This is a genomic window from Corynebacterium sp. MSK006 (assembly GCF_030232385.1).
Classification (GTDB): domain Bacteria; phylum Actinomycetota; class Actinomycetes; order Mycobacteriales; family Mycobacteriaceae; genus Corynebacterium; species Corynebacterium frankenforstense_A.
Genome location: NZ_JASPJZ010000003.1, coordinates 65,972 through 90,973, shown reverse-complemented (window position 1 = coordinate 90,973; position 25,002 = coordinate 65,972). Strand labels below are relative to the sequence as shown.

The 25,002-nt window shown below is 72.1% G+C and carries 18 protein-coding genes, 1 tRNA gene and 2 pseudogenes; 13 read left to right on the top strand and 8 right to left on the bottom strand.

The window, feature by feature from the left end; translation table 11 throughout:
- The first annotated feature begins 7 nt into the window (after window positions 1-7).
- From narJ to QQA02_RS02905, 7 genes and pseudogenes are all read left to right on the top strand, one after another.
- Complete coding sequence (gene narJ / locus QQA02_RS02935; protein ID WP_284863320.1) at window positions 8-637, top strand: nitrate reductase molybdenum cofactor assembly chaperone; 630 nt, start codon at window positions 8-10, stop codon at window positions 635-637.
- Window positions 638-700: 63 nt separating this feature from the next.
- Window positions 701-1,479: pseudogene (gene narI / locus QQA02_RS02930) on the top strand (respiratory nitrate reductase subunit gamma).
- 281 nt (window positions 1,480-1,760) lie between these two features.
- The gene (gene modA, locus QQA02_RS02925) at window positions 1,761-2,597 is read left to right on the top strand and encodes a molybdate ABC transporter substrate-binding protein (RefSeq protein WP_284863260.1); all 837 of its coding nucleotides are present in this window, start codon (window positions 1,761-1,763) and stop codon (window positions 2,595-2,597) included.
- Window positions 2,598-2,657: 60 nt separating this feature from the next.
- Window positions 2,658-4,682, top strand: a complete 2,025-nt coding sequence (locus tag QQA02_RS02920; protein ID WP_284773036.1) for an ATP-binding cassette domain-containing protein — start codon at window positions 2,658-2,660, stop codon at window positions 4,680-4,682.
- Window positions 4,683-4,716: 34 nt separating this feature from the next.
- The gene (locus tag QQA02_RS02915; RefSeq protein ID WP_284773035.1) at window positions 4,717-5,241 is read left to right on the top strand and encodes a hypothetical protein; all 525 of its coding nucleotides are present in this window, start codon (window positions 4,717-4,719) and stop codon (window positions 5,239-5,241) included.
- The gene (locus QQA02_RS02910) at window positions 5,216-6,325 is read left to right on the top strand and encodes an alpha/beta fold hydrolase (RefSeq protein WP_284773034.1); all 1,110 of its coding nucleotides are present in this window, start codon (window positions 5,216-5,218) and stop codon (window positions 6,323-6,325) included. Before QQA02_RS02915 ends, QQA02_RS02910 begins: the two co-directional genes overlap by 26 nt.
- A 72-nt stretch (window positions 6,326-6,397) precedes the next feature.
- A tRNA-Arg gene (locus tag QQA02_RS02905) sits at window positions 6,398-6,470 on the top strand.
- Window positions 6,471-6,558: 88 nt separating this feature from the next.
- Here the strand turns inward: QQA02_RS02905 and QQA02_RS02900 are convergent.
- Window positions 6,559-7,644 (bottom strand): hypothetical protein, encoded by a 1,086-nt coding sequence (locus QQA02_RS02900; RefSeq protein WP_284773032.1) that lies wholly within the window; start codon window positions 7,642-7,644, stop codon window positions 6,559-6,561.
- 204 nt (window positions 7,645-7,848) lie between these two features.
- On the opposite strand from QQA02_RS02900, the gene QQA02_RS02895 reads away from it, so the two are divergent.
- Window positions 7,849-9,024, top strand: a complete 1,176-nt coding sequence (locus tag QQA02_RS02895; RefSeq protein ID WP_284773030.1) for an acyl-CoA dehydrogenase family protein — start codon at window positions 7,849-7,851, stop codon at window positions 9,022-9,024.
- Window positions 9,025-9,135: 111 nt separating this feature from the next.
- Window positions 9,136-10,777: pseudogene (locus QQA02_RS02890) on the top strand (AMP-binding protein).
- Window positions 10,778-10,835: 58 nt separating this feature from the next.
- On the opposite strand, the gene QQA02_RS02885 reads toward QQA02_RS02890, so the two are convergent.
- The 3 genes from QQA02_RS02885 to QQA02_RS02875 all read right to left on the bottom strand — a co-directional run bounded on the left by QQA02_RS02885 (window position 10,836) and on the right by QQA02_RS02875 (window position 12,789).
- Complete coding sequence (locus QQA02_RS02885; RefSeq protein WP_284773029.1) at window positions 10,836-11,627, bottom strand: enoyl-CoA hydratase-related protein; 792 nt, start codon at window positions 11,625-11,627, stop codon at window positions 10,836-10,838.
- A gap of 221 nt (window positions 11,628-11,848) precedes the next feature.
- Window positions 11,849-12,103: a PspC domain-containing protein gene (locus QQA02_RS02880; RefSeq protein WP_284773028.1), complete on the bottom strand. Its 255-nt coding sequence runs from the start codon at window positions 12,101-12,103 to the stop codon at window positions 11,849-11,851.
- 173 nt (window positions 12,104-12,276) lie between these two features.
- A complete protein-coding gene (locus QQA02_RS02875; RefSeq protein ID WP_284773027.1) occupies window positions 12,277-12,789 on the bottom strand; it encodes a MarR family winged helix-turn-helix transcriptional regulator in 513 nt (170 codons plus the stop codon).
- Between the two features lie 249 nt (window positions 12,790-13,038).
- On the opposite strand from QQA02_RS02875, the gene QQA02_RS02870 reads away from it, so the two are divergent.
- Window positions 13,039-13,548, top strand: a complete 510-nt coding sequence (locus QQA02_RS02870) for a YceI family protein (protein ID WP_284773069.1) — start codon at window positions 13,039-13,041, stop codon at window positions 13,546-13,548.
- A 144-nt stretch (window positions 13,549-13,692) separates the two neighbouring features.
- Here QQA02_RS02870 and QQA02_RS02865 read toward each other — a convergent pair whose 3' ends face one another.
- From QQA02_RS02865 to QQA02_RS02850, 4 genes are all read right to left on the bottom strand, one after another.
- Window positions 13,693-16,338 (bottom strand): AAA family ATPase, encoded by a 2,646-nt coding sequence (locus QQA02_RS02865; RefSeq protein WP_284773026.1) that lies wholly within the window; start codon window positions 16,336-16,338, stop codon window positions 13,693-13,695.
- A complete protein-coding gene (locus QQA02_RS02860; RefSeq protein ID WP_284773025.1) occupies window positions 16,335-17,486 on the bottom strand; it encodes a metallophosphoesterase family protein in 1,152 nt (383 codons plus the stop codon). Before QQA02_RS02860 ends, QQA02_RS02865 begins: the two co-directional genes overlap by 4 nt.
- Window positions 17,487-17,612: 126 nt before the next feature.
- Complete coding sequence (locus tag QQA02_RS02855) at window positions 17,613-18,521, bottom strand: SWIM zinc finger family protein (RefSeq protein ID WP_284773024.1); 909 nt, start codon at window positions 18,519-18,521, stop codon at window positions 17,613-17,615.
- 9 nt (window positions 18,522-18,530) lie between these two features.
- Window positions 18,531-21,671, bottom strand: coding sequence for a DEAD/DEAH box helicase (locus QQA02_RS02850; RefSeq protein ID WP_284773022.1), 3,141 nt, complete (start codon window positions 21,669-21,671; stop codon window positions 18,531-18,533).
- Between the two features lie 252 nt (window positions 21,672-21,923).
- Between QQA02_RS02850 and putP the strand changes: the two genes are divergently transcribed.
- The 3 genes from putP to QQA02_RS02835 all read left to right on the top strand — a co-directional run bounded on the left by putP (window position 21,924) and on the right by QQA02_RS02835 (window position 24,921).
- Window positions 21,924-23,495, top strand: coding sequence for a sodium/proline symporter PutP (gene putP / locus QQA02_RS02845; RefSeq protein ID WP_284773067.1), 1,572 nt, complete (start codon window positions 21,924-21,926; stop codon window positions 23,493-23,495).
- 139 nt (window positions 23,496-23,634) lie between these two features.
- Window positions 23,635-24,312, top strand: a complete 678-nt coding sequence (locus QQA02_RS02840; protein ID WP_284773020.1) for an HNH endonuclease family protein — start codon at window positions 23,635-23,637, stop codon at window positions 24,310-24,312.
- A gap of 132 nt (window positions 24,313-24,444) precedes the next feature.
- Window positions 24,445-24,921 (top strand): DUF2269 domain-containing protein, encoded by a 477-nt coding sequence (locus QQA02_RS02835; protein WP_284773018.1) that lies wholly within the window; start codon window positions 24,445-24,447, stop codon window positions 24,919-24,921.
- Window positions 24,922-25,002: the final 81 nt, after the last annotated feature.

Genomic DNA, 25,002 nt, shown 5'->3' with positions numbered 1-25,002 from the left:
CGTCGAGATGACCGAGGCGCAGCGGCGCACGCTGTTCATGGCCGTCTCCGTGCTGCTGGACTACCCCGGCGAGAACTTCACCGCCGCCCTCGACGCCACCGAGTCCGCGCTCGACGAGCTTCCCGACGCCGTCGTGGCCGAGCTCGGAGCGTTCCTCGCCGTCGCACGCGAGCGCGGCCGGCGCGGCATGGAGATCCACTACGTGGAGACCTTCGACCAGCGCCGCCGCTGCGCGCTGTACCTGTCCTACTACGCCGTCGGCGACACCCGCCGGCGCGGCTCGGCGATCGTCGCCTTCAAGCAGCAGCTGAAGGCCCTCGGCGTCGAGCAGGTCCGCGAGGAGCTGCCCGACCACATCTGCGTGGTCCTCGAGGCCGCCGCCCGCGCGGACGGCCCCGGCCACGCCGACGCCCTCGAGATCCTCGCGGCCCACCGCGAGGGGATCGAGGTACTGCGCACCGCCCTCGAGCACCAGGACTCGCCCTACGCGCACCTGGTGCGCGCGGTGTGCGCCGCGCTGCCGGAGATCGACGAGGACACCCGCGAGCGCTACCTCGACCTGATCCGTTCCGGTCCCCCGGCCGAAATGGTCGGCATCGAGACCCCGCTGCCGTTCCCGGGGGCCGGTACCCGATGAGAACCTCAACCGCACAATCCCCCGCACAGTCCCCCGCGAACCCGATGGAGAGGCACTGACACCATGGACACCTTCGAACTCTTCCTGTGGGTGGCCTACCCCTGGCTGGCCATCGCCGCCTTCGTGGTCGGCCTGATCTGGCGGTGGCGCTACGACCAGTTCGGCTGGACGGCCACTCCTCCCAGATCTACGAGTCCCGCCTGCTGCGCATCACCTCGCCGCTGTTCCACTGGGGCATCGTCTTCGTCTTCCTCGGCCACGTGATGGGCCTGGCCTTCCCCAAGTCCTTCACCCGGGCCATCGGGATCTCCGACGGCGCCTACCACCTGATCGCCACGATCCCGGGCACGATCGCCGCCGCGATGGTCATCGTCGGCTTCCTCGGCCTGATCTACCGCCGCGTGGTCAAGCGCAGCGTCTTTTTGGCGACCTCGACCTCGGACAAGGTCATGTACGTCATCCTGGGCCTGGCGCTGTTCTCCGGCGCCGTGGCCACCGTCTCGCTGCAGGTCTTCGGCGGCCCGCACGGCTACGACTACCGCGAGACGATCTCGCCGTGGATCCGCCAGCTGCTCATCTTCAACCCGCAGCCCGAGCTGATGGCCGACGTGCCCTGGCAATTCAAGGTCCACGTCACCGCCGGCCTGACCCTGCTGGCGGCCTGGCCATTCACCCGCCTGGTGCACGCCTTCTCCGCCCCGATCGGCTACCTGTCCCGCCCCTACGTCGTCTACCGCTCCCGTGACATCACCACCCAGCCGCTGCGCGCCTCGGTGGCCTGGGAGCCGGTGCGCTCCAACAAGAAGCAGCTCGACGACGAGGCCAAGTGGTCGGGGGCCTAAAGGTCCACCCCCGAACCCCTCCCCCGTGACCGCCCGGATCCGGGAAGTGTACGGATGTACACCCCCGTCCGGGCGGTCTTTTTGCACGGCCCCACCCGTGCACGGTGAGCTGCGCCGACGGCGCCACGCGGCGCCGGCGCGGACCGACGGGACGTCGTCAATCGAAGTACCAGCCACGAATAACCCCGCCAGAATCGGGTTCATCGTGTCTGAACAGCGCCGACAAGAGCTGTCATACTGGTGCCCGCATACCGGAATCGCGCTGAAAGGAAGCTTTTCCCGTGAAGAAGACCCTCGCAGCAATCTCCGTCGTCTCCGCCGCGGCGATCGTCCTGGCCGGCTGCTCGCCGTCCAACGAGAACGACTCCTCCGCCGAGGCCACCTCGAGCTCCGCCGCCGGCTCCAACACCGAGTCCCAGGCCGCCTCCGACCAGAACGAGGCCGTCGACCTGACCGTGCTCGCCGCCGCCTCGACCCGCGTCCTCAACGACGACCTCGACGCCCAGACCGCCGAGCTGGACACCCCGCTGAACCTCGAGTTCATCAACGGCGGCTCCTCCGGCCTGGTCCAGCAGCTGCAGGACGGCCACCCCGGTGACGTCTTCATCTCCGCCGACAAGAAAAACATGGACAAGGCCGTCGACGCCTCCGTGGCCTCCGACCCGGTCGAGATCGCGCAGAACTCCATGGTCATGGTCGTGCCGAAGGGCAACCCCGGCGACATCACCGGCGTCGACGACGGCTCCATGGCCGGCAAGAACGTCGTCCTGTGCGACGAGCAGGTCCCCTGCGGCAACGTCTCGAAGTCCATCCAGGACGACCTGGGCATCGACATCGAGGCCGTCTCGCTCGAGCAGTCCGTCTCCGACGTGCTGGGCAAGGTGACCTCCGGCGAGGCCGACGCCGGCTGGGTCTACCGCACCGACGCGCAGGCCGCCGGCGACGACGTCGAGGTCATCGAGATCCCCAAGGCCGAGGACCACGTCAACTCCCTCTACGCCGCGGTGACCACCAACTCCGAGAACCCGGAGGCCGCCCGCGAGCTCATCGAGCTGCTGACCTCCAAGGAATTCGCCGAGACCTGGGAGAAGTACGGCTTCACCCCCGTCTCCGAGTAAGAGGTGCGCGTGACACGCACTCCCACTGAGCAACCGCCCCCCGGGCCCGCAGGCGCCCGGGTGCCGGTTGCCCTGCTTCTGGTCGCCGTCATCGGCGTCGTCGTCATCGTCGGCCCCGTGCTCGCCCTCGGCGTGCGCGTGGACTGGTCGCAGTTCTGGCCCGTCCTCCAGGAGGACGACACCCGCGAGCTGCTCGCCGTGACGATCTACGCCGCCGTGCAGGCCACCGTGATCACGGTGCTGCTCGGCGTGCCGCTGGCGGTGTGGATCTCGTCCTCCGAACGCTTCGGCGCGCGTGTGGTGCGCCTGCTGGTCATGCTGCCGCTGGCGATGCCGCCGGTGGTCGCGGGCCTGGCGCTGACGGCCGCGGTGGGCCGGCACGGGCTGCTCGCCCCGGTGCTCGACGCCCTGGGCATCCAGTTCGCCTTCGCCTTCCCCGGCGTGGTGCTCGCCCACACCTTCGTCGCGCTGCCCTTCGTGATCGTCTCCGTCGACTCGGCGCTGCGCCAGATCGACCGCGAGATCCTCGCCTCAGCCGCCGGCGTGGGCATGCGCCCGCGCGAGATTCTCACCCGCATCACGCTGCCGGCCATCGCGCCGGCCGTGGCAACGGGCGCGGGGCTCGCCTTCGCCCGCTCGCTCGGCGAGTTCGGCACCACGCTGACCTTCGCGGGCTCCATGCCCGGCGAGACGCGCACCATGCCCATCGGCATCTACCTCGAGCGCGAGATCGACCAGGATCGCGCCTACGTGCTGGCCGCGGTGCTGATCATCCTCGCCGTGCTCGTGTTCCTCGCCGCGATGCTGCCCACGCTCTTCGCCCGCGAGCACACCCCGCGCCCGGCGACGATCACCGCCCTGGACACCGGGCGCATGCGCGAGCTGACCCGGCCGGCCTCCGGCGGCACCGGCGTGGAGATCACCACCCGCGGGGAGACCACCCACTTCCCCGCCGGCACCATCACCGCGCTGATCGGGCCGAACGGCTCGGGCAAGACCACCCTGGCGGGGCTGATCGCCGGGCGCCTGCGCGGCGCCGAGGTCCGCGTCGACGGCGAGCTTGTCGACGGGCCCGCCCGCGGCGACTTCGTGCCCGCCCAGCGCCGCGGCATCGTGCTGCTGACCCAGCGGCCCGGCCTGCCGCGCACCGCCACGGTGCGCCAGGCGGTCACCATGGCCACCCGCGACAAGGAGCTCTCCGGCGAGCTGCTCGAGGCCGCCGGGCTGGCGGACCTGGCCGACACCCCGGTGCCGGCGCTCTCCGGCGGGCAGGCCGCGCAGGTCGCCCTGGTCCGCGCCCTCGGCGCGCGCCCCGGCGTGCTCATCCTCGACGAGCCGATGGCCGCCATCGACGTCGACTCCACCGCCCGCTGGCGCCGCCTGCTGCGCGCCACCGGCGGTGACCGCACCACGATCATGGTCACCCACGACCCCGTCGACCTGGCCGGGCTCTCCGAGCGCGTGGCCGTGATGCAGTCCGGGCGCACCGTCGCCGAGGTACCCACCGGCGAGCTCTTCGCCCTGCCGCCCACGGACTTCGCCGCGCGCCTGGCCGGCGTCAACCGCCTCGAGGGCACGGTGACAATTTCCGACGCCGCGTCGGTCACCGTCGACGTCGCCGGCCAGGAAGTCGTGGGCTCGCCGTCCGAGGACGCCCCGGTCCCGGCCGGGGGCACAGCCCCCGGCACGCCGGCCGTGGTGACCTTCGCCCCGACGGCGGTCACGCTCGTGCGGAGCGCGGGCGCCGCCGACGTGGGCGCCGGTGCGGGCGCCGACGGTGACGGGACCGGCGAGGCCGGGCGACGGGACGTCGGCAATCGGGCCCCCGAGGTGCTCTCGGCGCGCAACCGCTGGTCCGGCACCGTGCTCACGCTCGACTCCACCCCGGCCGACGCCGGCGCGGGCGCCAACGTTATCGTCACCGTGGGCCTCGCCGAGGGCGTGCAGCTGACCACCCCGGTCACCACAGCCGCGGCCGTCGAGCTGGGCCTGGAGTCCGGCGTCGCGGTCGACTGCCTGGTCAAGGCCACCGCGGTGACGGTGCACCCCCGGCTCACACCTGAGCCCGGCACCGATAACGTCTAGTTGATACCTTCATGGGGACCCGAAAGGAGCCCCTGTGAAGAACATTCTGCGCAGCGCCGCCGCGGTCGCCGCGGCGGCGCTCAGTGCCACCACCCTCACCGTCGCCGCCTCGCCCGCCGGCGCCCAGACCGCCGGCGCGAACTGGGGCGAGTGCCCCGTGCGCGTCGACCAGCCCGGCGCCGAGTGCGGCACCGTCGAGGTGCCCGTCGACCACGCCAACCCCGGCGGGGAGAAGATGCAGGTCAGCCTCGTGCGCCTGCCCGCCGGCGGCGAGAAGCGCGGCACCGTCTTCACCAACCCCGGTGGCCCGGGCGTGGACGCCATGGGCGCCTACGGCTCCACCCAGGGCATGGTCCTGCCCTCCCAGCTGCGCGAGCACTACGACGTGGTCGCCGTCCAGCCGCGCGGGCTCTCCGGCTCCCGGGCGCTGACCTGCAGCGAGAACGCCTCGGCGGACCCGGTCGCGCAGACGGTCAACGCCGGCGGGGCCGTGCGCGCCGCCTGCGAGGCCACCCCCCCGCTTCCCGCAGCAGGTGACCACCGAGAACACCGCCGGTGACTGGGAGGCGGTGCGCGCGGCGCTCGGCGAGGAGCGCATCAACATCGTCGGCGTCTCCTACGGCACGCTGCTCGGCTCCGTCTACGCCTCGAAGTACCCCGAGCGCGTGGACAAGCTGGTGCTCGACTCCGGCTTCAACCGCGAGACCATGTGGGCTCCGCTGATTGTCAGCCAGAAGTCCGGCTACGAGCGCTCGCTGCATGAGTTCTTCGGCTGGGTCGCCGCCAACGATGAGACCTACCACCTCGGCGACACCCCGCTGAAGGCCTACCAGGCCTGGTCGGTGGCTGTCACGGCCGAGGCCGGCACCAACCCGACCGTCGCCCCGCCGGCCGCACAGGTCGGCGACGTTCCCGCCGGCTTCGAGTGGGCCGGCCAGTCCGCCGCGGACCTGATGACCGCCGCCGGCCTGCAGCGCGTGCAGCTCGAGGGCCTGGCCTCCCAGGCGGCCAACCCGGGCGCCAACCAGGCCACCTCCGAGCTGCTTCTGACAACCCGCCTGCTCGTGCCCGCCCCGGCCGCCTGGGACATGCTGGCCCGGACGATCAACGGCACCCTCGACCCGGCCGAGGCCGCGGGCGCGGCCGACCAGATGGACGCGCAGACCAAGGACCGTGCGCTGGCCGAGGCCGCCGAGGTCGAGGAGTCCTTCGCCTACATGCAGAACGTGATGATCTGCAACGAGTCTGAGGCCCCGGTCAACCCGCTCATGTGGCCCGAGGCCCTGTGGTACTCGCTGGTCACCGGGGACATCTTCGCCTCCCCGGCCGCGCTCTTCGGATCGGGTGCGTACTGCGCCGGGGCGCCGGCGACCACGAAGGTCCGCCCGCTCGACGGCTCGAAGCTTCAGCACCGTCCCCTGCAGCTGCAGGCCACCGGCGACCCGCAGACCGTCTACGGCAACTTCGACAACATGGCCGGGCAGATGAACAGCCAGGTCGTCACCGTGCGCGGCTCCGGCCACGGGCAGTTCGGCACCGGCAACCCGGCCGCCGACGAGCTGGTCATGCACTACCTGGAGACCGGCGAGGCCACCGCCTCGGAGATCCAGGGCATCGACCCCTCCGCCCCGCAGGTCAACTAGCCGCGGTTAGGCCGCACGGGCGGGCGGTGCTAAACTGTCTCCCGTTGCCCGGCGGCTGACCGCCGGGCGGATGCCCCCGTAGCTCAGTGGATAGAGCGCCGGTTTCCGGTACCGAAGGTCGCAGGTTCGACTCCTGTCGGGGGCACGGTAACGCCGCAGGTCATAAGGCCTGCGGCGTTTTTCGTGCGCGTGGAGAGGGGCGGAAAGGAGGGCGCCCGGCTAGTCCCGCCAGCTTAGTCCCGCCGGCGCCACCAGTCGAGCAGCTCGGTGCCGCGGTCCTCGGGGAAGGCGACCCCCGAGCGCGCGCAACAGTCCAGGCAGAGGCACTCGAGCTTCGCGGCCAGCCGCAGCGCCTGGCCCAGGTCCGCGGTGTGCGTCTCCGAGGGGTAGTCGCGCTCCATACCCAGGCGCGCGGCGGCGAGCCAGCCGGCCAGGCGCGCCGAGGCACCCGCGCTCGAGGCGTCGGCCACCTCGGTTGCGCTCCCGCCGGCGCCCGCGCCGGCGTCCGCGGCCTCGGTGCCGGAACCGCCCTCGGCGGGCTGCGCGGCGTCGTCAATCTCCCGGGAGCGCAGGTGTTCGATCAGGGGGTAGGCGGCCAGCAGGTGGCGGCGCTCGTCCTTGGTCACGCCCTCGGCGTCGAGGCGGTGCTCGGCGGCGGCGTGCTCCTTGGCCTCCAGCGCGCCGAGCGGCAGGCCCTCGGCGGCGAGCACCTCGGCGACGACGGGCAGCAGGTCCGCGAGCTGCTCGCGGGCGCTGAGCCCGAACCAGGCGTCGGTGAGCACGACCTCGGCGAGCACGGCGCGCTCGTGGCCGGCCCGTGCCGGCACGAAGGCGGGCTCGGCCAGGCGCCGGCCGAGCACGGTGCGCCGCCCCTCCCCCGCGACCTCGCGGTCCTCGCGCGCGGCCACGCCCACGCCCGGAAGCCCGGCGATCAGGTTGTCCACCGCGGCGTCGGCGGCGACGGGCTCGATCGTGGTGTCCGGCGCGGTGCCCTGGCCCAGCGAGGTGGTCTGGCGCTCGTCGTAGACCAGCTCGACGGAGCCCTGCGGGCCGGGCAGCGCCGAGGGCCGCGCGCCGCGCGATGGCGCGCGCCCCAGCTCCCGCCACCGCGCCCGGGTGTGCACGTGGCTGGCGTCGGGGTCCTGGACGATGAGTACCGCGGCCGTCGGCAGGGGCAGCTGCCTTAGGCAGGCCAGCCCGGAGAGGATCGAACGGGCCTCGGGCGCGCCGGCGTCGGGCAGCTCGCGGGCCGCGGCGTCGAGGATCGACTCCGGGGCCGGGTGGGTGTGGAGTTCAGAGAAGTTTTGCGGGGCGTTCATGCCCGTCACGCTAGTGCAGCGCAGGTCATTCGTCGCGCCGAACCGATCAGGCGGCGCGCATGCCCCGCCGGGGAGCTTGCCGACGCCGCGCGTGCCCCACCCCGGCGCGTCACGTACGCGTGCGAAATGGCGCGCGCCACCGGACAACGCTGGTAGTGTCGGCGGTCACAGTAAGCGACTAACGACCATTCGTCCGGAGGAGCCATGGCCGACAACCCCATCACCAGCCCCGCAGACTTCTACGACGTCTTCGCGGACGTCACCGGGGGCGACCTCGAGGCGTGGCGGCGCGCCGCCGAGTTCGGCGCCGCGGCCCGCGACCGCGTCAACGCCGCCTGGGAGACCGCCGACTACCCGCTCGACCTCGTGCGCGAGGCCGCGGCGGCCGGGCTGATGACCGACGGCATCGAGATCCCCGGCCAACCGTCCTACTCCGCGCTCGGGCGCTCCCTGATCGTCATGGAGGTCGCCCGCTGCGACGCCTCGCTGTCCACCGCCATCGCCGTGCAGGCGGGCCTGGCCATGCGCTCGATCGCCAACTGCGGCTCCGAGGAGCAGAAGGCGACGTGGCTGCCGGCCATGGCCACCTGCGACAAGCTCGGCGCCTTCGCGCTGACCGAGCCCGACCACGGCTCGGACTCGGTGGCCCTGGAGACCTCCGCGTGCCGCGAAGGCGACGAATGGGTGATCAACGGGGCCAAGAAGTGGATCGGCCACGGCTCCGTCGGCGACGTCTCCATCATCTGGGCGCGCACCGACGACGGCGAGGTCGGCGGCTTCCTCGTCGACCAGACCGCCGAGGGCTACTCCGCCGAAACCATCAACGGCAAAGGCTCGCTGCGCGGCATCCCCCAGGCTCTCATCACGCTGACCGACGTGCGCGTGCCCGACTCCGCCCGCCTGCCCGGCGCGCGCAGCTTCCGCGACACCGCGGGAGTGCTGACCGGCACCCGCTGCTCGGTGGCCTGGGCGGCCCTCGGCATCGCGCTCGACTGCTTCGAGAAGGCCCTGGCCCACGTCCAGGAGCGCGAGCAGTTCGGCCGGGAGCTCGCCGGCTTCCAGATCATCCAGCAGCGCCTCTCCGACATGCTCCAGGACCTGGTCGCCATGGCGCTCTACTGCCGGCGCCTGGCCGACCTCGAGGAGGCCGGCACCCTCTCGCCCAAGCAGGCCTCCCTGGCCAAGGTGCACAACACCCGGGCGGCCCGGCGCATCGCCGCGAACGCCCGCGACATGCTCGGCGGCGTGGGCATCCTGCTGGACAACCACGTCATGCGCCACATGGCCGATCTCGAGGCGCTGCACACCTACGAGGGCACCGACACCATCCAGTCGCTGATCGTCGGCAAGGCGCTCACCGGTGTCAGCGCCTACCGCTGAGCGCGCGCCGGACACCGCGCGCACCGCCGAGCCCGCGCCCCGCACCCGAGCCTTCACCCGACCGCCCCTGACCCCGTACCGGCAACCGCATCCGGCGCCCAAGGAGCAACGATGAGCACGTCCCAGACCGTGCGCCCCGTCGAGTGGCTCACCGACAATGTCCGCGACCTCGACGTCCCCGACGACGAGACCGTCTTCGACCTCGTCTTCGGGGGCATCGCCGACGATGAGCGCGACAACCCCGCCATCACCGACGTCGCCACCGGCCAGACACTCACCCTCGGCGAGTTCCGCGACCGCGTCGAGGCACTCGCCGGCGCCCTGGCCGCCCGCGGGGTCGGCGTCGGCGACGTCGTCGGCCTGCAGGCGCCCAACGGCATCGCCTACGCCCTGGCCTTCCACGGCATCATGCGCGCCGGGGCCACCATCACCCCGATCGGCGCGCTGGCCACCGCCAAGGACGTCGAGTTCCAGCTGCGCGACTCCGGCGCCGGCAGCCTGCTTCTACATCGACAAGCTCGGCCCCGCGGGCGCCGAGGGCGCCGAGCGCGCCGGAGTCTCGATGACCGTCGCGCTCGACGACCCGACCGAGGGGCTGGAGGCGCTGCTGACCGAGGGCCGGCCCGCCCCCGTAATCGACATCGACCCGCTCACCCACCTCGCCGCGCTGCCCTACTCCTCCGGCACCACCGGCCGGCCCAAGGGCGTGCGGCTGAGCCACCACAACCTGACCTCGAACATCCGCCAGACCGTCGCGATGCTGAGCCTGAACGGCCTGCGCCCGGGCTGGACCGTGATGGGCCCGCTGCCGTTCTTCCACATCTACGGGATGAACTCGATGCTCAACACCATCGTCGCGGCGCGCTGCCACCTTCTGACCATGCCGAAGTTCGACCTGCACCTCTTCCTCGAGGCGCACCAGAAGTGCGGCGTGCAGTACACCTACGTCGCCCCGCCGATCATGGTCGGGCTGGCCAAGCACCCCGCCGTCGACGAGTTCGACCTCTCCTCGCTCGAGTTCATGCTCTCCGGGGCGGCGCCGCTCGACGAGGAGCTGGCCGACGCCGTGGCGAAGCGCATCGGCTGCGACGTCATCCAGGACTACGGCATGACCGAGACCAGCCCGCTGGCCACCGCGCACGTGCGCGGCCGGGGCGACATCGGGTCCATCGGCACGCCGGCGCCCAACACCGAGGCCAAGCTGGTCGACCTGCTCGACCCGGACCTCGCAGAGATCCCCGTGCCCGAGCCCGGCGACCAGCAGGCCGAAGGCGTGCCCGAGGGCCACTCCCGCGACGGCGAGCTGTGGATCCGCGGGCCGCAGGTCATGCTCGGCTACCACGACAACGAGGAGGCCACCGCCGGGGCTCGCACCCCGGACGGCTGGCTGCGCACCGGCGACATCGCCCGCTACAACGCCAACGGCAGGCTCCTCATCGTCGACCGGGCCAAGGAGCTGATCAAGTACAAGGGCTACCAGGTCGCCCCCGCCGAACTGGAGGCGATGCTGCTGACCCACGACTCGGTGGCCGACTCCGCGGTCGTGCCGTGGCGCCGCCCCGAGGACGGCGAGGAGGTCCCCCGGGCCTTCATCGTGGTCAAGGAGGGCCACGAGCTCGGCGAGGAGGAGCTGAAGGACTGGGTCGCCGAGCGGGTGGCACCCTACAAGAAGATCCGCCGCATCGACTTCATCGAGCAGATCCCGAAGTCGGTCTCCGGCAAGATCCTGCGCCACGAGCTGCGCGACCGCTGAGCCGGCGCCGGTGGCGCGGGGAGGCCCGGGCCCCGCGCGCGCCGGGCGTCGGCCGGGCCTAACCGAAGTCGGGGCGGCGGCGCTCGCGGAAGGCCGCCACGCCCTCGCGGTGTCCCTCGGAGGTCAGAAGGCGCGGCTGGACCTTCGCCTCCACGGCCAGCTGCTCGTCGAGGCCTGCCAGGGTCGCGCCGTTGATGAGGGCCTTGACCTCGGCGAGAGCCTCGCGCGGCGAGCCGGCGAGCACGCCGGCGACCAGCTCGCGGGCGGCGGAGAGGGCACGGCCGTCCTCGACGACCTCCGCGACCAGCCCCGCGGCGGCGGCCTCCTCGGCGGGGAGCCGCGACTGAGTCAGCGCGAGCTGCATGGCCCGGGCGCGACCCAGGGAGGCGGCCACCGTCAGACACGCCGCACCGTCGGGCACCAGGCCGATGCGCCCGAAGGGCAGGGTGAAAAAGCCACTCTCACCGGCGACGATGAGGTCGCAGGCCAGTGCGAGCGAGGCGCCGATGCCGGCGGCCGCGCCCTCGACGGCGGCGACGACGGGCACCGGGCAAGCGGTGACCGCGCGGATCATCGCGGTGGCGTTGGCCATCGGGGCGCCGTCGGCGTCGTCCCCTGCGGCGAGCGCCTCGGCGACCTCGGATGCGCCGTCGACCACGTCGGCGCCCGCGCAGAACGCGGGGCCGGTGCCGGTGAGCACCACGGCGCGCACCGCGGCGTCGGCACCCGCCCGCTCGACCGCCTGCGCGAGCTCCAGGAACTCGGCGTGGGTCAGGGCGTTGCGCCGCTTCGGCTTGTCGATGGTCACCACGGCCACGTTGCCGTCGGTCTCGCTGATGATCGTCGTCATGGGGCCACTCACCGTCTTTCCCTTGGATCGGTCTCCGGTCAAGGGGCGACCGGATGCGTCGCGTGTGGGTCCAAGGTATCGGGCGAGGGTGCACCACCGCAGCGTTTTCGGTGATCTGGCTCACTCGGCGCCGCACACGGCACCGGGTGTCGCCGTGCGCCGCACACGGCACCGGGTGTCGCCGTTCGCCACGCACGGCACCGGACGCCGCCGACCCGACCTCAGTCCTCCGGCATGATCAGCCAGGCGAGCAGGTAGAAGATGACCTGCGGGCCGGGCAGCAGCACGGAGGCGACGAAGGCCAGGCGCACCAGCCCGGGGTCCCAACCGTAGGTCTCGGCGATGCCGCCGCACACGCCGCCGATCCAGCGGTCCGTGATCGAGCGGTGCAGCCGCCGGCGAATCAGCGGCTCGGCGTTCGCGCCGTAGACGGCGGTGTCCTCGGCGGCGGGCGGGATGTAGGTCTGGGCGGTCATGGGGGCTCCTCTCGGGCGGCCGGGGCGGTCTCTCCGTCCCGTGTCACCTTCGAGTCAAGCCGCGCACGCGCCCGGGCACATCGGGGAGACTCCCGGATCTTCCCCCTAGGGGTGCGCGGCAGCACGCACCGCTCCCCGTGCGGTGCCCTACCTCCGAGCGCGCACCGCTCCCCCTACTTCCCGGCCTCGTCGTCCTTGCACAGCGGGCCGGCGAAGTGTCCGGTGCCGGGAACGTTGTCCACGGCGAGCACGCCCTCGCCGAAGGCGCGCAGGCCCGCGGCGGCCTCGGGGCTCAGGTGGTCGAAGACGAGGCGTCGCACGCTCTCGACGTGCTCGGGCGCGGCGGCGACCAGCCGGCTGCGGCCGTCGTCGGTCAGGCGCACCTCCACGCCGCGGGCGTCGCCCTCACTGGGGCACTTGGTCACCAGGCCGCGGCGCTCCATGCGCGTGACCTGGTGCGAGGTCCGGCTGCGGTCCCAGTCCAACGAGGCGCACAGGTCGCGCAGGCGCAGCGACTCTCCGTCGGCCTCGGACAGCGAGACGAGCACCGCGAACTCGGAGGCTGACAGGTCCTGACCCTTCTGCAATGTCTCGTCGATCGCGCGCGAGATCTTGCGCGTGGTCGCCAGATAGAGGCGCCAGAGGTCCTGCTCGTCGTCGTTGAGCCACCGCGGGGTCTTGGTCATGGTTCCAGAGAATAATTATCTCCCCTGGCAAAGGCCAACAGCCACCCCGTTTTGTTGACGATTCACAGTTTTTTATTGATATGTCACCTAATGGCGTTATGATGGGCCCCTTCACCGCGACACGGACGGTAACGCGGCCGGGAGGCGTCCGCGACCGCAGCGATTGCGGTGACGCATTGGAGCAAGACCACACAGACCCAATCAACTTCCAAGGAGACTTCAACGACCGACTACACCGGCACCTACGCCATCGATCCGGCCCACACCAACGTCGGCTTCACCGCCCGCCACGCCATGGTCACCAAGGTCCGCGGCCACTTCCCCGAGGTCGAGGGCACCGTGGAGATCACCTCCGCCGACGCCTCCGAGGCCTCCGCCAAGGCGACCGTCAAGACCGCCTCGATCGACACCGGCAACGCCGACCGCGACGGCCACGTCCGCGGCGAGGACTTCTTCGACGTCGAGAAGTTCCCGGAGATCACCTTCTCCACCACCGAGGTCTCCGTGACCGGCGGCGAGGGCACCGTCACCGGTGACCTGACAATCAAGGGCACCACCAAGCCCGTCACCCTGGGCGTCGAGCTCTTCGGCGTCGAGGAGGACCCCTTCGGCAACACCCGCCTGGGCTTCGAGGCCACCGGCAAGATCAACCGCACCGACTTCGGCGTCGACTTCCAGGCCCCGCTGAACTCCGGCGGCGTGCTGGTCAGCGAGAAGATCGGCATCGAGATCGAGGGCTCGGCCATCAAGCAGGCCTGAGCCTGAAACGCCCCTAGAGCGCAGCCGGGGCCGGACGGGTATCGCACCCGCCCGGCCCTTTTCCATTGCTTGACGACGCCCGCGTGCCCCGTCGTCGGCGCGCACCTCCCGCACGCGGCGGGCGGCGCCCGGGGCGCCGCCCCGTCAGTCCAGCGTGGCCGGGCGCTTGAGCTGCGCGATCGGGTAGTCGACCTTGCCGGCGACCCCGTCGTAGCGGCTCGGCATGCAGGTCAGGATGAACACCTGCCCGTCGCCGCTGACCTTCGAGAGCACCGTGCTCATCCGCTCCAGGCGGTCGGGGTCGGTGTTGCCGAGTGCGTCGTCGACGAAGACCGGCGCGGAAAGCCCCTGACCCGGCCCGCCGGCCAGGCGGGCGACGGCGAGACGGCCCAGGATCATCAGCTGCTCCTTCGCCCCGCCGGAGAGCAGCTCGACGTCGACGGTGCGCCCGTCGCGGCTGCGCCCGCTGACCGCGAGGTCCTCGTCGAGCTCGAAGCAGGCGTCGCGGCCGAAGACCGGGCCGGTCAGCTCCGCGAGCTCCTCGGCGAAGGGGCGCGCGTAGCGGGCACGGGCCTCCCCGCGGTGGCGCTGCAGAGCCTCGCGCAGCACCGACACGGCGTGCGCGCGCCGCTCGACGGCGGCCAGCCTGTGGCCGGTGCGCTCCTTGCGCGAGCGGGCGGTCTCCAGCTCCTCCTCCGCGCCGCGGGCGTGGTTGATGTAGCCCTCGTTGCGCGAGATGGTCAGAGTGGCCCGGTTGGCCCGTTCAGTGAGGCTCTCGACCTTCGTCTTGGCCGCGGCGTGCAGCTGGGCGGCGGTCTCCGGGTCGGCCTCGCGGACCTTCGCATGCGCAGCAGCCAGGCATTCCTCGGCGGTGGTCAGGGCGGTCTGCGCCCCGGCGAGCACCTCCTTGAGCGCCTCCTCGGCCTGCTCCGCCTCGGCCGTCGCCAGTCGATTGTCGGCCGCCTCGGCCTCGGAGCGTGCCCCCTCCAGGCGGGCGCGCAGCTCGGCCAGCTCGGTCGCCGCCGTCCGCTTCGCCCACGGGTCGCGCTCGGCGGCGGCCCGGTCGCGGGTACCGGCGGCCTTCACGCGGGCCTCCTCGGCCTGATCGACCTGCGCGGCGGCGGCCTCGGCGTCCAGCTCGGGGGCGGGGTCCTCGCCCAGTGCGGCGGCCAGCCGGTCGCGCTCGGCGCGCAGCTCACCGACGTCATCGTCGCCGAGCGCCTCGTCCAGCAGCCGGCGGGCGTCGTCCAGCTCCCGGGCACCGCGCTCGCAGCGCTCCAGGGCGGCGCGCGCCTCCTCGGCGTCGGCGACGTGCAGCTCCTCCAGCAGCACCCGTAGCTTCCCACGCGCGGCGTCCAGCCGGTCGGCGTCGGTGGTGTCGTCGGTCTGGCCGGCGCGGAAGACCGCGGTGACCTCGCCGACGCGCAGCGTCGTGCCGTCAGCCAGCGGCACCTCGGCGGGCTCTCCGCCCAGCTCGACCGCCTCGCCGCCCACCGCGACGTCGGCCCCCGAAGGGCCGCTCACCAGCAGTTTCGCGGCACGCTGCCGGGCGACCTCCTCGGCGATGCGCACCTCGGTCGCCGCGTCCTCGACGGCCTTGACGTCCTCCGCGCGCACGGTGTGCTCCGGCAGGGCGGCGCGGGCCTTCTCGACTGCCCGGGTGCGCCCGTCGATCAGCTCGACGCGCCCGGCGAGCTCGGCCAGGCGCGCGTGGTCGCGCAGCGCCTTCTCCCGCGTGCGCGCCTCGCGTGCGGCGGTCTCGGCGGCCTTGAGCTCATCCTCGGCCTTCTTGAGCGCCTCATCGAGGCGGTCGAAGGTCTCCTGTTCGTCGGCGGCCTTCTTCTCGGCGGCCTCGAGCCCCGAACCCATCTCCTCGAGGGCCCTCCGCCTGGCGGCGGCCTCCTCGTGCAGCTCGGTGCGCCGGGCCAGGTCGGCTTCGGCGCGCCGGACCTCGCGCGCGGCGGACTCGCGGGCCACGCCGGCCTCCTCGGCCCGGCGGGTGACCTGCTCGGCGGCCTCGAGTTCGGCGGCGCGCTGCTCGAGCTTCTCCCGTGCCTCGGGCAGCGCGGCCTCGGCGTCGTCGCGCTCGCGCTCGGCGGCCGCGGTCTCCCGGACATGGCCGGCCAACTCCTGGACCACCGCCTTCGCATGCGCCAGCTCCTCGGCCGCGGCGACGTCGGCGGTGCGCGCCTCGGCCAGCTCGCGGGCCTCCTTGCCGGTCTTGGAGAAGTAGCGCGCGTACTCCCCGTCGACCGCGCTCATCAGCACGGAGTCCTCCTCGCCGCCGCCGGACTCCCCGCCCGAGGCCTCGTCGAGCGCCCGGGAGAGCGACGGGATGCCCACGGACTCGAGTGCGGGCTCGACCTCGGACTGGCGCATGAAGGTCGCCGCCAGCAGATCCTGGTCGACGTTCTGCGCCAGGATCTCCTCGAAGCGGTCGTCGGCGTCGCGGCCGGTGACGTTCTCGCGGTGCGGCTCGAAGACGGTCAGCTCCGCCTTGCGGGACTTCAGCCACTGCTTGGTCATGGTCAGCCGGTAGGGCCCGGCGGAAAGCGTCAGGCTCACCCGGGGTCCGACGTCGCTGCCGACGGGCTGATAGACCTCCATCTTCTTGCCGCCGGCGGTGTGCTTCTTCTCGATGAGCAGGTGGATGGCGTCCATGATGGTGGACTTTCCGGCCTCGTTGTCGCCGGAGATGACGAAGACGCCGCGCTCGGGCAGGTCGTGCAGCTCGAGGTGGTCGACGCCCTTGAAGTTGTCGATGACGATGTCGTGGATGCTCAGGCTCACCGGTTCTCCTCGGTCTCGTACAGGCGGAACAGCAGGTTGACCGCGTCGGTCTCGCCGGCCTCGACCAGCTCGTCGAGGGTCTCGGCGACGAAGCCGGTCATCCCGGAGTCGGCGATCTCCTCCGCGCTCGGCGCGGTGTGCAGGTCCATCAGCCGGGTGCGCTCGCGCAGCGAGGCGAAGACCGGCTCGAGTGCGGCGATGCCGCGTTCCAGCTCGCGGCGCTGGGAAAGGCCCACGCTGCCGGTCAGCGCGTACTTCACCGCCGAGTTCTTCTTGTCCTCCCAGCCGTTGAGGGTGGCCAGGAAGTCGGCGACGTCCTCGTCGGAGTTGATCTCGGCGGCCAGCGCCTGGAAGCGCCAGCGGCCCACGCGCACCTTGTCCACGTCCACCTCCGCCGGGCCCGCGCCGTCTTTTCGCACCGTGACCACCAGGGCGTTGCCGGAGTCGGCTTCCCCGCCGCCGTCGGGCTCGCGGAAGGCGGTGACCTCCGGGGCCCCGGAGAACCAGGCGCGCCCGCCGGTCGCCTCCGGCTCGACGGCCGTCGTGGAGTGGGTGTCACCCAGTGCCAGGTAGTCGATGGTGCCGTCGTTAAAGCGCGGGCCCAGGCCGGCGACGTCGAGGTGGTCGAGGCGCTCGTCGCCGTAGGAGCTCGGCTGGCCGTGGCCGACGACCACGCGGATCACCGCGCTCGGCTCCAGGCCCGCCACGGCCGCGGTCACCAGGTCGCGGTCGGTCTCACGCGCGGTCAGCGGCGCGCCGATGATCTCCACCCCCGGCGCCGCGTGCACCGGCCCGGAGCCGTCGAGCAGGTGGACGTGGTCCATGCCCAGCTCCTCGGTGACCCGCCGCAGCACCGAGGCGGCGTTGAGGGCGTCGTGGTTGCCGGGCAAGAGGTAGCAGTCGACGGGCAGCTCCCGGAAGGCCTGCACCGCGCGGCCGAAGGTCAGCTTGGACACGGAGTTCATCTCGAAGACGTCACCGGCCATGACGATGAAGGCGCAGCCGCGCTCCTTCGCGATCTCGCCCAGGCGGGTGATCGCGTCGAGGCGCGCGTCCGTGTAGCGCGGCAGCGCCTCCTTCTCGTCGAGGAAGTGCCGTTCCATGCCGAGCTGCAGGTCGGAGGTGTGCAGGAAGGTGACTTCGGTCATGACCCCAGTTCTAACAGACCCCCGCGACTGCGGGCCCGGGCCTCACCCGACGTGGACGAACACGCGTTCCCACCGCCCGCGGACCGGCGCCGCGCCACCCGCGGACCGGCGCCGCCCCGCGCCGGCCTAGCTCCGCCGCGACCCCTTGTCGGCGCCGGTGAGGTGGTCGTAGAGGTCCTCGATGTCGGAGACCGCGCGCAGCTGCTCGATCGAGGTGTAGGAGACCTGCCGCATCGCCTGGTGCAAGAGGTCGGTGTCGGAGTCGTCGAGCGCCGGCGCCACCTTCGGCTCGGGCAGCCCGGGCAGCTCGCGCCCGCCCCAGAACGCCTCGTTGTCGCCCGTGGCCGAGTCCGCCGAGACCTCCCGGGCGTGCCGCGACATCTCGGCGACCATCTGGTCGATGTCCAGCCCGCGGACCTCGAACATCAGGGACGGGCGCTTGATCAGCCGCTGGGCGGCGACCTCGCAGACGGCCACGGCGTGCTTGCAGGCCGTCGTCACGTCCGGGCAGTCGCAGTGGAAGCGGATGTCGCCGGTGCCCGCCCCCAGCAGGATGTCGAGCACCTCGCCGTCGACGTCGCCCTGCCGCGCCCGGCGCGCCCCGTCGGTCGACTCGGCGAGCTTACGGGCGACCTCGGTCAGGTCGTCGGCCGAGCGGTACGGCAGCTCGATGGTCGTGTGGAAGGGGTCGGGCTGGGAGCCGGCGACCTCGGCGGTGATGCGCCCGCCGGAGAACTCCACGCCGAGCACGTTGCCGCCCTCGGCGTAGGCGCGCCCGCGGTCGACCCTCCCCTGGTCGGTCGCCGAGGTCACCGCACGCACCAGGCGGGCGGCCCCGGGCGACAGGGTGCGGGAGCGGTCGTCGTCCAGCGGGCGTGCGCCTCTGCTTGACGCCGTCCCGTCGCCCCCGTCGCCGCGCCCCTTACGGCCGCCGCGGTCGCGGCGCCCGAAGTTGGCGTAGATGACGTTGTCGCGCCGCGGGTTGCGCCCGTGCCGGGAGCCTCCCTGGCCCTCGTGCCGCTCGTCGTCGCTCATGGTCTCCTCCTACTCCCCCGTGCCGCGGTAGCTCATCAGCTCGGCGAGCTGGTCCGGGTCCAGCTCGGTGATCCAGCCCTCGCCCTCGCCGATGACGGCGCCGGCCAGCTGGGTCTTGCCGTCGAGGATGTCCTGGATGGACTCCTCGAGGGTGCCGGCGGTGATCATCTTGTAGACGGTGACGTCCTTGCGCTGGCCGATGCGGTAGGCGCGGTCGGTGGCCTGGTTCTCCACCGCCGGGTTCCACCAGCGGTCCATGTGGACCACGACGCTGGCCGCCGTCAGGTTCAGGCCCGTGCCGCCGGCCTTGAGCGAGAGGATCATCGCCGCCGGGCCGTCCGGGGACTGGAAGCGCTCGACCATCTTCGCGCGCCCGGTGCGCGAGACCCCGCCGTGCAGGAAGGGCACGTCCTCGCCCAGCCTGCGGCTCAGGTACGGCTTGAGCAGGTCGCCGAAGGCCCGGTACTGGGTGAAGATGAGCATCCGCTCCCCGCCGCCGACGGCCTCGTCGAGCAGGCGGACCAGCTCTGCGACCTTGCCGGAGCGGTGGTGGCCGCGCAGCGTGACCGCCGAGCCGTCGCCGAGGAAGTGCGCCGGGTGGTTGCAGATCTGCTTGATGCGCGTCAGGGCGGCGAGCACCAGGCCGCGCCGTGCCATGCCCTCGGTGTCCTCGATACGCCGGCGCACGTCGTCGACGTAGGCGGTGTAGAGCGCGGCCTGCTCGGTGGTCATCGCGACGGTGACCACGTGCTCGTTCTTCTCCGGCAGGTCGTCGACCACGGCCGGGTCGGTCTTCAGCCGGCGCAGGATGAACGGGGCCGTGAGCCGGCGCAGCCGCTCGGCCATCGCGGAGTCCTGGTCGCGCTCGATGGGCCGGGCGAAGTGGTTGCGGAAGAACGACGCGCTGCCCAGCACGCCCGGGTTGGTGAAGTCCAGGATCGAGCGCATCTCGGACAGGTGGTTCTCCACCGGGGTGCCGGTCAGCGCGATGCGGTGGCGCGCCGGCAGGGCGCGCACGGCCTTGGCCGAACGCGTCGCGGAGTTCTTGATGTGCTGGGCCTCGTCGAGGACCACGTGGTCCCACTCGACGGCACCGAGCAGCGATCGGTCGCGCGCGGCGATGCCGTAGCTGGTGACCACCACGTCATGGGTCGCGATCATCTCGTCGAACTTCTCGCCGGCCGCGCGGTGCGAGCCGTGGTGGACCACCACGCGCAGCTCCGGGGTGAAGCGGCGGGCCTCGGTGGCCCAGTTGCCCACCACGGAGGTCGGCGCGACCACGAGCGTGGGCCCGGTGGCCTCGTCGCGGGCGTGCTCGACGGCCAGGAGGGTGAGCAGCTGCAGGGTCTTGCCCAGGCCCATGTCGTCGGCGAGCACGCCGCCGAGCCCGTTGCGCGACATCCAGTGCAGCCAGTCCACACCGCGGCGCTGGTACTCGCGCAGCTCGGCGTGCACGGTCTCGGGCAGCTCGACGCGCTCGGGGGCCTGCTCGGCCAGCGCTCCGGTGCCGCCGATCAGCGCGGTGTACCAGTCCGGCCCGGTGATCTCGACGGGGTCCTCGGCCAGCGCCTCGAGCGCCAGCTCGCGCAGCTCGGCGACGGTGACCTGGCCGGAGTCGTCCTCGGCGGCGGCGTTGAAGGCCTCGCGGGCCTCCTCGAGCTCGCGCTCCAGGCGCGCCACGGTCGCCTCGGCGTCCGGCGCGTCGGAGAGCCGGGCGCGCTCGAGCTCGGCGGCCAGGCGCTCCAGCTCCCGCTTGGCGCGCTTGCGGGAGCGCTGCGCGAGCTCGGACATGTAGTCGGTGATCCGGGAGATCGAGGAGGTGTCGGCCAGCACCCACTGCCCGCGCAGGCGGATCAGCCCGGACTTGGAGTGGACCAGCTCGTCCATCTCGGAGTCGGTCAGCTCGGTCTCCCCCACCGAGATCCGCCAGTTGTAGTCGATGAGCTTGTCCATGCCGATGCGGCGCCGGGTCGCGCCCTCGCCGGCGGCGTCGGACTCGCGGGTCTCCAGGTGCGCGTGCGCCTCGAAGCTCGCCCACGCCTTGGGCAACATGACGGTCACGCCGTGCTCGCGCAGGCGTGCGGCGTCCCGGGAGACGAAGTCGACGATCTGGGAGGTCGACAGGTAGACGTCCCAGTCGCCCACGCGCCCCTCCCCCGGCGACTCGGTGTAGAGGTCCACGGGCACGGCGACGGCGCGCGGCGCGTCCACGCCGTAGGACGCGACGTCGAGAAGCGGTGCGATCTTCACGGCCCGGGCCTGCTTGTCGCGGGCCAGCTCCAGGGTGCCGCGGTCGAGCTGCCCGGCGCGCACGGGCTGCGGGGAGCCGACGCCGCTGCGCAGCTGCACACGCACCGGCCACAGCGCCTCATCGGGGTCGACGCTTTCGGTCTCGGAGTCGTCGGGCTGCTCGACGATGGCCACCAGCTGCACGTCGACGCTGGTGATCGACTCCTTCCAGGAGTTCAGCCGGTTGAGCAGGCCCACCCCGCCGCGGCGCACGGGCGTGGACTCGATCAGCGAGCGGGCGAAGTCGTGGCGGTCGAGGTAGTCGTCCTCCTCGGTCAGGTCGGCCAGGAGCGCCGCGGCGATCCAGTGCGGCCAGGTCTCGGTGATGTCCTCGTCGAGGTTGCGGTTGTTGACGGTGAGCACACCCGGCGCGGCCGCGGTCATGGCGGCGACCCAGCCGCGCTCGTCGAGGCCCTGCGCGAGCTGCCACTGCGGGTACCAGTGGTTGTCCTCGTAGGCCAGCTTGATCATCACGCGCCCGGCGCGCACGAAGCGGTAGAGGCCGCGGTACATGCGCACCAGCCACATCAGGTCCGGGGCGATCGCCTCGCGCTGCGCCTTGGTGGCCGCGGGCCCGGGCTCGTCGAGGCACTCCAGGCGACCCAGCAGACTCATCGCCTCGGCGGGTGCGTAGGCGGCCGTCGGGATGGTCAGGGCGACCTCGCGGCCCTTCGGGGTGCGCAGCGTGGTGCGCAGCCGGTGACGGAAGGACGCGGCGGCCAGCAGGTCCGCGACCGCCGGCGGGAACGTGCCCTCGGGGACCGATTCGGGCACGACGATCCGGTGGCCGGCGACCTGCTCGATCCACAGGTGCAGCCCGGAGCGCTGGACCCACAGCCCGTGCAGGAGGAATTTGGCCATAGGATCCGTTTTACCATCGTCGCCGCGTTTTCGGCCCTTTCCAATTGCCGACGCCGCGCTGCGCGGCGTCGGCGCACCCAATACGGGTGGGGCGCCACGCGCCCAGGGTTGGGACGCGCCCACGGCGCGCGACGGGGCGTCGTCAAGCACACCCATTACCGGGGAGACATGAGTGAATTATTTTCCTGGAAGTGACTTATACGACATAATGACGACGATCTGTACGCCACCGGAGAGGCATCCCCCATGCATATGACCGAGTCGACGTGGTTCGTCATAGCCATTGTCATCTACATGTTCACCATGCTGGCCATCGGCTACTGGTCCTACGTGCGCACCAGCAAGTACGACGACTACGTGCTCGGCGACCGCGGCCTCAACCCGTTCGTCGCCGCGCTCTCGGCCGGCGCCTCCGACATGTCCGGCTGGCTGCTCATGGGCCTTCCCGGCGCGCTGTTCGTCTCCGGCCTCTCCGAGCTGTGGATCGCCGTCGGCCTGCTCATCGGCAGCTTCGTCTCCTGGTCGATCGTGGCGCCCCGGCTGCGCAGCTACTCCGAGATCGCGCAGAACTCCATCACGCTGCCCAGCTTCTTCGGCAACCGGCTGCGCGACCACACCCGCTCGGTGCGCGTGACCGCCGCGCTGATCATCATCCTGTTCTTCACCTTCTACGTCTCCTCCGGCATGGTCTCCGGCGGGCGCTACTTCGAGGCCACCTTCGGCGGCGACTACCTGACCGGCATGATCATCGTCGCCGCCGTCACCGTCGCCTACACCTTCATCGGCGGCTTCCTCGCGGTCTCCTACACCGACGTCGTCCAGGGCCTGATCATGTTCCTCGCCCTGATCCTGGTGCCCACCATGGCGCTTTTGACCCTGGACAACCCCTCGGACATCTTCACCTGGGCCACCGAGCACGACTACGGCCCGTGGACCGACGGCACCGGCAACCCCGAGTTCTTCTCCATGTTCACCGGCGTCTCCGCGGCCACCTTGATCGGGCACCTGGCCTGGGGCCTGGGCTACTTCGGCCAGCCGCACATCGTCATCCGCTACATGGCGCTGCGTAAGCCCTCCGAGGCCCGCCGCGGGCGCATGTGGGGCATCCTCTGGATGGGCCTGTGCGTGCTCGGCGCGCTGGCCACCGCGACCGTGGGCACCGTGTTCTTCTCCCAGAACCCGGACATCGCCGTGACCGACCGCGAGGCCTTCGAGACGATCTTCCTGGACATGGGCCGCATCCTCTTCCACCCGCTGATCGCCGGCCTGGTGCTCACCGCGGTGCTCGCCGCGATCATGTCCACGATGAGCTCGCAGCTCCTGGTCGTCTCCTCCTCGCTGATCGAGGACCTGCTGACCATCTTCCTGAAGAAGCGCCCCGAGGAGATGGTGCTGGTCAATCTGTCGCGCACCGCCGTGGTGGCCGTCTCCGTGGTCGCCGCCGCGCTCGCGGTCAACCCCAACGACTCGATCCTGGGGCTGGTCGCCTTCGCCTGGGCGGGCTTCGGCTCCGCCTTCGGCCCGCTGATGCTCTTCAGCCTCTACTGGAAGCGGCTGAACACCGCCGGCGCCCTGGCCGGCATGGTCACCGGTGCGGTGGTCTCCTTCGTCTGGGGCTCGGTCGAGGCGCTCTCCGGGATGATCTACGAGATGGTGCCCGGCTTCGCGGCCGCCGCGCTGGTGACCTGGATCGTCTCGAGTCTCACCCGCGACCCCTCCGCCGAGGTCCAGTCCGACTTCGAGCGCGCCTCCCAGCTGGCCAAGATCGCCGAGTCCGACCCGGACGTCGACATCGCCGAGGCCGGCCGGCGCCTGGAGGCTTAATCCTCCCCCGGCTCACGCAGCCCGGCGCCGGGCTCTCGGCGCCCGGTTCTCCGTCGCCCGGTTCTCCGGCGCCGGGTTTTCGCTGCCCGGAACCGCGCGGCGTCGGAACCGCGCGGCGCGCCCCCGCGTCTAACCGGGTGTGCCCCTCAGTGAGACCCCCGCGCGCTGGCTGCGCCGCGTCCTCGTAGTCCTGACCGTTTGGGCGCTGGCCGCCGGTGCGTGGCCGTGGCTGCGCCCCTACGAGACGCTTGACGACGTCCCGCTGCCCGCCCTGGGCGATTCCCTCGCGGTGGTCGTCGTGCTCGACGCCCGCCCCGAGGTGCCCGGCTACTCCCGGGAGGCCTTCGGCGCCGGGTGGGCCGTACAGTCCGGCGGGTGCACCACCCGGCAGGCCGTCATCGCCGCGCAGTTCGAGGGCGTGCACGCCGAGGAGGCGACCTGCCGGCTGCTCGCCGGGGCCGGTCAGGATCCCTACACCGGCGAGGCGCTCTCGGCGACCGACGAGGTGGAGATCGACCACGTCTTCCCGCTGGCCGCCGCCTGGGACATGGGCGCGCACGCCTGGGACGCGCGCACCCGCCACGCCTTCGCCAACGACGCGGTCAACCTCGTGGCCACCTCGAAGGCCGCCAACCGGGACAAGTCGGACCAGCTGCCGTCCGAGTGGCTCCCCGACGCCCCGCGGGCGCGCTGCTGGTACGCCCGCCGGGTCGCGGCGGTGGCGGCGCGCTGGGGGCTGGCGCTCTCCCGGGCAGATCAGGCGGCGATGCGCCAGGCGTGCCGCCTCGGCGGGCTGGGCGCGACGCTTGCCCTCTGAGCCGGGGCGGCGTGCCGTCGCGTCCGGTCGCCACGCTGCGCCGCGCCGCCCCGGTGAATCTTGCTGCCATGACAACGCCCGTTAGACTGGCCGGGAACTTGCACAACTCTCCGGGACCGAAGAAAGGTCACTGTGTACACCATCCTTCTCGCACTCCACGTCATCGCGGCCGTCCTCTTCCTCGGGCCGGTCACCTACGCGGTCTCCCGTTTCCAGGTCGAGGCCGTCGCGGCCCACAAGGGTGACGAGCGCGCCGCCGGCACCGCGCGCACGCTGCACAAGGTCACCTCGACCTACGGCGTGCTCTCGCTGCTCGCCCCGCTGCTGGGCATCGCGGTCATGTTCACTGATCCCAGCACCTACTGGACCGACGGGCGCTTCCACGCCTCCATCGGCCTGTCGGTGGTCGCCTGGGCCCTGCTGATCTTCCTGATCATCCCGCGTCAGAAGAAGATGGCCGGCGCCCTGGGCCTGCTCGGCCCCGACGAGGTCGACGCCGACGAGAAGTTCCGGGTCAACAACTGGGACAAGGCCAAGAGCCAGCTGTCCATGTTCGGCGGCATCTTCGCCCTGCTCTGGGTCATCATCGCCGTGCTGATGGTCATCTAGCTCCCGGCGCAGGTCCGCCAGACCGGCACCGATAAAGAACCGCCCCCGGCCTCTCTCGAGGTCCGGGGGCGGTTCTCTCTA

What these genes read in the sequence shown, in the direction of transcription:
- narJ (WP_284863320.1), top strand. Translation starts at nt 8, where the DNA reads ATGACCGAGGCGCAGCGGCGCACGCTGTTCATGGCCGTCTCCGTGCTG.
- QQA02_RS02900 (WP_284773032.1), bottom strand. Translation starts at nt 7,644, where the DNA reads ATGAACGCCCCGCAAAACTTCTCTGAACTCCACACCCACCCGGCCCCG.
- QQA02_RS02895 (WP_284773030.1), top strand. Translation starts at nt 7,849, where the DNA reads ATGGCCGACAACCCCATCACCAGCCCCGCAGACTTCTACGACGTCTTC.
- QQA02_RS02885 (WP_284773029.1), bottom strand. Translation starts at nt 11,627, where the DNA reads ATGACGACGATCATCAGCGAGACCGACGGCAACGTGGCCGTGGTGACC.
- QQA02_RS02880 (WP_284773028.1), bottom strand. Translation starts at nt 12,103, where the DNA reads ATGACCGCCCAGACCTACATCCCGCCCGCCGCCGAGGACACCGCCGTC.
- QQA02_RS02875 (WP_284773027.1), bottom strand. Translation starts at nt 12,789, where the DNA reads ATGACCAAGACCCCGCGGTGGCTCAACGACGACGAGCAGGACCTCTGG.
- QQA02_RS02860 (WP_284773025.1), bottom strand. Translation starts at nt 17,486, where the DNA reads ATGACCGAAGTCACCTTCCTGCACACCTCCGACCTGCAGCTCGGCATG.
- QQA02_RS02855 (WP_284773024.1), bottom strand. Translation starts at nt 18,521, where the DNA reads ATGAGCGACGACGAGCGGCACGAGGGCCAGGGAGGCTCCCGGCACGGG.
- QQA02_RS02850 (WP_284773022.1), bottom strand. Translation starts at nt 21,671, where the DNA reads ATGGCCAAATTCCTCCTGCACGGGCTGTGGGTCCAGCGCTCCGGGCTG.
- putP (WP_284773067.1), top strand. Translation starts at nt 21,924, where the DNA reads ATGACCGAGTCGACGTGGTTCGTCATAGCCATTGTCATCTACATGTTC.